At 70.3% G+C, this 6,472-nt stretch carries 8 protein-coding genes; 1 reads left to right on the top strand and 7 read right to left on the bottom strand.

The window, feature by feature from the left end:
* The 7 genes from ACKVMH_RS12060 to ACKVMH_RS12090 form a co-directional block, all read right to left on the bottom strand.
* Positions 1-811: arginine deiminase-related protein (locus tag ACKVMH_RS12060; protein WP_412700476.1), on the bottom strand; the 811-nt coding region annotated here is incomplete at its 3' end.
* Between the two features lie 163 nt (positions 812-974).
* Positions 975-2,000 carry a tRNA dihydrouridine(20/20a) synthase DusA gene (gene dusA, locus ACKVMH_RS12065; protein ID WP_412700477.1) on the bottom strand — a complete coding sequence of 342 codons (1,026 nt, stop codon included), beginning with the start codon at positions 1,998-2,000 and terminating at the stop codon, positions 975-977.
* A gap of 55 nt (positions 2,001-2,055) precedes the next feature.
* Complete coding sequence (locus ACKVMH_RS12070; protein ID WP_412700478.1) at positions 2,056-2,889, bottom strand: hypothetical protein; 834 nt, start codon at positions 2,887-2,889, stop codon at positions 2,056-2,058.
* Positions 2,890-2,965: 76 nt separating this feature from the next.
* The gene (locus ACKVMH_RS12075) at positions 2,966-3,406 is read right to left on the bottom strand and encodes a hypothetical protein (protein ID WP_412700479.1); all 441 of its coding nucleotides are present in this window, start codon (positions 3,404-3,406) and stop codon (positions 2,966-2,968) included.
* Between the two features lie 138 nt (positions 3,407-3,544).
* The gene (locus ACKVMH_RS12080) at positions 3,545-4,042 is read right to left on the bottom strand and encodes a hypothetical protein (protein ID WP_412700480.1); all 498 of its coding nucleotides are present in this window, start codon (positions 4,040-4,042) and stop codon (positions 3,545-3,547) included.
* Between the two features lie 99 nt (positions 4,043-4,141).
* Positions 4,142-4,885 (bottom strand): HAD family hydrolase, encoded by a 744-nt coding sequence (locus tag ACKVMH_RS12085; protein ID WP_412700481.1) that lies wholly within the window; start codon positions 4,883-4,885, stop codon positions 4,142-4,144.
* A gap of 102 nt (positions 4,886-4,987) precedes the next feature.
* Positions 4,988-5,335 carry an EF-hand domain-containing protein gene (locus ACKVMH_RS12090; RefSeq protein ID WP_412700482.1) on the bottom strand — a complete coding sequence of 116 codons (348 nt, stop codon included), beginning with the start codon at positions 5,333-5,335 and terminating at the stop codon, positions 4,988-4,990.
* A 487-nt stretch (positions 5,336-5,822) separates the two neighbouring features.
* Here ACKVMH_RS12090 and ACKVMH_RS12095 point away from each other — a divergent pair, with 487 nt between their 5' ends.
* Positions 5,823-6,320, top strand: coding sequence for a hypothetical protein (locus ACKVMH_RS12095; protein WP_215218872.1), 498 nt, complete (start codon positions 5,823-5,825; stop codon positions 6,318-6,320).
* The last annotated feature ends 152 nt before the right edge of the window (positions 6,321-6,472 follow it).

Below are 6,472 nucleotides of genomic sequence, written 5' to 3' on the forward strand. Positions count from 1 at the left end.
CGCGCGTCGCCGGCGCCAGCGCGCGGCCGGCGCCCTCGCTCATCCACACGGTGTCTTCCGACAGCGCGATCGCGTTGCCCGCGAACGCAGCGTGCTCGGCCGGCGACAGCATGATTGCGTGGGGCGCATACAGCGCGGCGATCGCGTCGACCACCGCCGGGTCGGCGAGTCCGCCCGGGCAGACCATCGCCGCGCGACCGGCCAGCACCGCGAGCACGACGTTGGTGTGGTATTCGCCGTCGGCGAGGTCGAACACCAGCGTCGCGCGCAGGCCGAGCGCCTCGTGCATCAGGCGCGCGCCCTCCGCGTCGCACCGCTCCGACAGTCCGGCGAACCCCAGTCCGCGCGCGCGGTCGATCACCAGCGCGCCGGTCAGCTCGCACGGATGCGGCTGGGTCGACAGGTCGATCTCGGCGTAGTCGAGCACCCCACCGAAGAACCCGCGGATGTCGGCGCGGGTCGCCTCGCGCTGGCGCACCGGGTGGCGCATGCGTCCGACCACGTAGCGGCCCGCGGTGGTGGCGAAGACGTTGTTGGGGAACAGCGCATCCGGGGTTTCGGGGTCGCCGGCGAAGCACACCGCCGGCAGCACCCGCGCGATGGCGCGGTGGAGGTCGCGGTGCTGCGCCGAAGCGCGCGCGGCGTCGAAGGCGCCGGCGTCGGCCATGTAGTGGTTGTCGGCCGCCGACTGGCCCGCCAGGCGGAAACCGTCCGGCGCTACCAGGAAGGCCGCGCGCGCGGTGGCGGGTCCGAAGTCGAACGGCGCACGGCGCGCGGCGGCGAGGAACTGCCCGACATCGCGCGTGATCATCCAGAAGCCTGTGGAAGCGATGGAGCGGTTGGCGCGGCGAACGACTCGGTCACTGCGAGGGCGCGCTCCACCAGCGACCAGTCGGCTCCGGGCNCGGTGGCGGGTCCGAAGTCGAACGGCGCACGGCGCGCGGCGGCGAGGAACTGCCCGACATCGCGCGTGATCATCCAGAAGCCTGTGGAAGCGATGGAGCGGTTGGCGCGGCGAACGACTCGGTCACTGCGAGGGCGCGCTCCACCAGCGACCAGTCGGCTCCGGGCCGGTGGGCACCTTCGCTGAGCACCTGGCGGAACGCGCGACCCCCGCGCTCGCCGGCAAACAGCCCCAGCAGGTGCCGGGTGATGTGCTTGAGGAACACCCCGCTCGCGAGCTGCGCCTCGACGTAGGGTTGCAACGCGCGCAGCAGTTCGGCGCGGCTGCGCAGCTCGCCCCCGAACCACGCCACGTCGAGCCGGTGCAGCAGGTAGGGCGTGTGGTAGGCCGCGCGGCCAAGCATCGCCCCCTCGACGTGCTGCAGGTGCGCGGTCGCCTCCTCGGCGGTGGCGATGCCGCCATTGACCAGCACCTGCAGGTCGGGGCGCTCGCGCTTGAGCCGGTAGGCCCAGTCGTAGCGCAGCGGCGGGACCTCGCGGTTCTCCTTCGGGCTGAGTCCCTGCAGCCAGGCGTTGCGTGCATGCACCACGAACATCCGGCAGCCGGCCGCGGCGACCTCATCGATGAAGGCACGGAAGCCGCCGTAGTCGTGGTCGTCGTCCACGCCGAGCCGGCACTTGACCGTGACCGGCACGTTGCAGGCTTCGACCATGGCCGCGACAGATGCCGCCACCAGCGTGGGCTCGCGCATCAGGCAGGCGCCGAAACGCCCGGCCTGGACCCGGTCGGACGGACAGCCGCAATTGAGGTTGATCTCGCCGAACCCGGCCTCGGCGCCAATGCGTGCGGCCCGGGCCAGCAGCTCCGGTTCACTACCACCCAGCTGCAGCGCGACCGGGTGCTCCACCGGGTCCAGCGCCAGCAGCCGCCCACGATCGCCGTGGATGACGGCGTTGGCGTGCACCATCTCGGTGTACAGCCGCGCATGCGGCGCCAGCAACCGGTGGAAGACCCGGCAGTGGGTGTCGGTCCAGTCCATCATCGGGGCGACGGACAGGCGCAACTGGTCGGGAGCGATGACGGCGGTGCTGGGCATCGCCGCAATTGTACGGGCCGGCCACGGCGGGTCGGGCCGGTTTCGGCGTTGGGGATCAGCCGCCGCGCCCGTTGCCCTTGCCGTTGCCGTTATTCCCGCGGCCCTTGTCGGCATTGCCTTTGTTGCCGTTGCCATTGTTGCCGGCGTTACCCTTGTTGTCGCCGCGGTTGCCATTGCCGTTGCCTTTGCCGCTGTTGCCACGGCCCTTGTCGGCATTGCCGGCGTTGGCGTTTCCGTTTCCATTTCCGCGGTTGGCATTGGCGTTGCCGCGGTTGCCGTCGTTGCCGTCGTTGCCGCGACCGGCGTTGCCGGCATTGCCACGGTTGCCCCGGTCGTCATCATCGGCGCGGCGCCAGTTCCGGTCGTCCCGACCCTCGCGGATAAGGCGGGCTCGCTCGGGGTAATCGTCGTAGAGGTCGTCGTCGATCCGGATCGGGCGACCCCAGCGGTCATAGCTGGACACGAAGCCGCGCTTGAGCTGGTGGAACTCGGCCGAGCCAGGCTTGATGCCCATGCGCTGGGCAAGCGCGCCCCAGCCTTCACCGCGGCCATCGCGTTCCCACTCGTCGACGACGTAACGGCACGGACGGCCGACCACCTGGGCGATCGCGCAGGCGTAGTACACGTCGCCCGGTTCCCAGTCGCGCTCCAGCAGCAGCGAGGTCACCAGATCCCGCGGCGCGCCGTAGTAGCGGACCATCTCATCGACGAACGGTTGCTGGTAACGGCCGCCGTACCGGTTGATGTCGTCCAGCCAGGTGTCCACCCACACGTCGCCGGTGCGCGGATCCCAGTTGACGGTCTGGGCCGAAGCGGTGCCCAGACCTGCCGCCGCGGCAAGCGCCGTGGTCAGGCCAAGCGTGCGGAGCAAGCGGGTTGCCGATTTCATGGGGTGTCTCCTGCGGGCCGGGAGTGCCGATCCTCCGCATCCGGGGTGAACGGGTTCTGAAATCGGCCGATGCCGGTCAGCGGGTGATCACGAACTTGCCGAAAGCAACGCCCAGGCTCCAGCCCTCGCCCTTGCCGGCCAGCGCCAGCGAGACATCGCCCTTGGTCATGACCTGGGCCTTGCTCGACTTGCCGGCGCTGGCGTGCGCCTCGGCGCTGACATACGTGCCCAGCACGTCGTCGATGCTGTTGATGCCGGAGAACTCGCCGCGGCCGTCCTCGATCCGGGTCTTTCCGAATGTCAGGCCGCCGCCCTTGGTGCTGATCTGCACCGCCATGCTCTGGCCGTTGTCGCAACTCACCGTGCCGCTGCCCTTCCCGGTCTTGTAGAACGCCGACCAGCCGGACAGGTCGAAGCGCAGTTCGCAGTCGATGGAACCGGCGGCCGCGGCAGGGGCGGACGTGCAGGCCAGCAGCAGGCCGGCGACGAGTGCGAAGGGAGCAAGGCGCAGGTTCATGGGATTCCCCGATGGTGGATGCCCGCAGGCTACCTGATCCGGATGCCGCCGTTCATGCCGCGGCGCGACACCCCGCGCACCAACGAAAACGGCACCGCGCAAGCGGTGCCGTCCCGGGTGATTACGACCGGCTGGCGGTCAATCGTCCCAGCGGTCGCGGCGGCGACGATCGTCGCGGTCATACCGGTCGTAGCGGTTGTAACGGTCGTAACGGCTGTAGCGGTCGCGGCGGTCATGGCGATCGCGGTCGTAGCGGGCGTCGTAGTAATGCCCCTGGACCTTGCACTTGCCGTGCTTGTTGCACTTCACCCGGGTGTTGCCGGGGCCGTTGCGGTAATAGCCGTGCGCCACGCCGTAAGGCGGACCCGGGCGATAGGCGCGATTGACCTGGCGGTAGTAGGTCGGGCGGCCGTACCGGTCGCGCACCACGATCAGGCGATCGTTGTGGCCGTAGTTGCCGTGCCGGTAATACGGCTGGCCGCTGCGGAAGATCACATCGGCGACGTCGACGATGACGCGCGCGATGTCCTGGCTGCTCTGCGCCTGGGCCGGGGCCGGCGCCATCGCGAGGACGCCGAAACCGGCAGCGAGGACGACCGGGGCGAGCCAGCGGGAAAGGGTCGATGCGATGGCCATGGGCAACTCCTGGGTTCGCCCGCGGCGGCGGGCACGGATCGACCATGCCCGGGCAACCGTGAACCGGTTTTTAATATTTGGCCGACATCGCCTTCACGCTCAGCAATCGTTCCGGAACCCACCCGAGCGCGCGGCCCGCGCCAGCGCCGCTACCGCCGCAGGCAGTTCCCCGGCGGTGGCGACAGTGCGCACGCGGGGTTCGTCGGGCGCGATCTCCACCCCGGTCTCGTGCGCCCAGGTGGTGTGGTACGGCACGTGGATGCCCCAACCGCCAAGCGCCAGCACCGGTGCGATGTCCGAACGCAACGAGTTGCCGATCATCACGAAGCGGTGGGCCGGCAGGTCGAACTCCTCCAGCAGCCGCGCGTAGGTGGGCGGGTCCTTCTCGCTGACGATCTCGATGCGCCGGAACAGGCCGGCCAGCCCGCAGTCGCGGACCTTCGCTTCCTGGTGGAACAGGTCGCCCTTGGTGATCAGCACGACCTCGAAGTCGGCGGCGATCGCCTCGACCGCTTCGCGCACGCCCGGCAGCAGTTCAACCGGATGCCGCAGCAGGTCCTTGCCGAGGCCGACGATACGGTGCAGGTCGGTGGCCGCGATACGCGCGTCGGTCAGCTCGACGGCGGCCTCGATCATCGACAGCACCATGCCTTTGACGCCATAGCCGAACACCGCGATGTTGCGGCTTTCGACCTCGTACAGGCGCTCGTGCGCGCGTGCATCGGCCAGGTCGATGTAACGGCCCAGGATGCGCTCGAACTCGAGCTGGGCGGCGTCGAAGAAATCCTGGCTGCGCCAGAGGGTGTCGTCGGCATCGAAGCCGACCATCGCGATCGAATCCATCGGCCGAGTATGAAGGACGCCCGCGTCGCACCGTCGTGCAGCCCGACCCACGACGTACGAGGGCGACCCGAAGGCCGCCCCCGGTGGGACTGGAGTCGCAGCTTACCCGCCGCTGCCGGTATCCGCGCCCGCGGCTGCCCCACCCTGCACCCTGGCCACGTAGGCCTGGTACTCGTCCGGGGTCAGCGCGCCGTCCGCATCGGCGTCGGCTTCGGCGAACACGGCCACCAGCGCCGGCACCACGGCGGCTTCGGACTGGCTGAGCTTGCCGTCCTGGTCGACGTCGACATCGTTCCAGCTGGTCTTCTGCGTCGCCGCGCTCTCGGCCGGCGCGGCCTGTGCCGCCGGATCGGGCGCGGCTTCGGTGACGGCGTCCTGCGCTAAGGCGGCCGGCGCCACCAGCGCGACGACCAGTGCGGAAAGGAAGGAAATACGGAAGGTGTGCTTCATGGGAGCTCCTGGGGGATGTGCGGAATGGGGATGTCCGCAATATCCGGCGGCGGGTCCGCCGGAATGGATGGGTGTGCCCGGCCAGCGTCCGGGCACCCGCGGCTTGTCGAATGGAGTGCTGTGCCGCGGTTGCACGGTGTGGCGATGGCGCTGAACGATGACCGGCCGCTGATCGTTAGCCCAACGTTGGCTTAACCTCCGGTGCGGCGGGCCATGGCAGGCGTCGGGACGCGACGTCCGCGGCGCCGACCTGCGGGGCTGGTGTGGAGTAACTCCCGGCTGAACGCCAACACAACCTTCACGAAAAGCGCGGGGCGCAATACCGCGACGTACCGGTCTCGCCGGGCCGCGGAGCGGCGGTCGGCCGGGCACCGGATTCATCACGTCCGGGTCACCGTCGCGGCGGAGACTGGGGTCGATGCCTGCTGCCGTGGCCAGCCCCCTTGGGAGCCGCCACGCCCCGCCCACGGATCGACGGGACCGACCGATGAAGCTGCGACACGTGTTCACCACCCCCGACCTGCCTGCCGCCGAAGCGGCGATCCGCGCCGCGCGCGACGCCGGCGTGCCAGACGAGGACATCCTGCTGGTGGCACGCTCGGACGTTGAGATGGACGGTATCCCCGACGACCGCAAGGAAGCCGATACCGACATGCTGCCGGCCGCCGTGCGCGGCGCCGGCTATGGCGCCGGTGCCGGCCTGCTCGCCGGTCTCGTCGCGATAGCGATCCCGCCGCTGGGGATCACCCTCGCTGGCGCGGCCGCAGCCACGATCGCCGGTGCCGCGGTCGGCTCATGGGCGTCGGCGCTCATGGGGTCCTCGCTGCCCGACCCGATCCGCCGCAAGTTCCATGACGAAATCGAAGCCGGCAACATCCTCGTCGTGATCGACGGCACCAAGGAGCTGCTGACCGCGGTCGAGCCGCGCATTGTCAGTTCCGGGGCCCGCCCGCTACCGTTCGAGGCGTCCAAGGCCCTGTCCTGAGGTGCGCCATGCCCGTTCGACACCACCGCCGTCCCGCGTCCGCCGCGCCACGGCGGCATACGCTGGTTCCCGCCTGCCTGCTCGCGCTGCTGTGCGGTTGCGGCGCCGGCACGGGTGACGCCGCAACCCCGGGCGCGCCCGACGGCGCCGAC

This window comes from Lysobacter zhanggongensis, assembly GCF_046638635.1.
GTDB lineage: Bacteria > Pseudomonadota > Gammaproteobacteria > Xanthomonadales > Xanthomonadaceae > Novilysobacter > Novilysobacter luteus.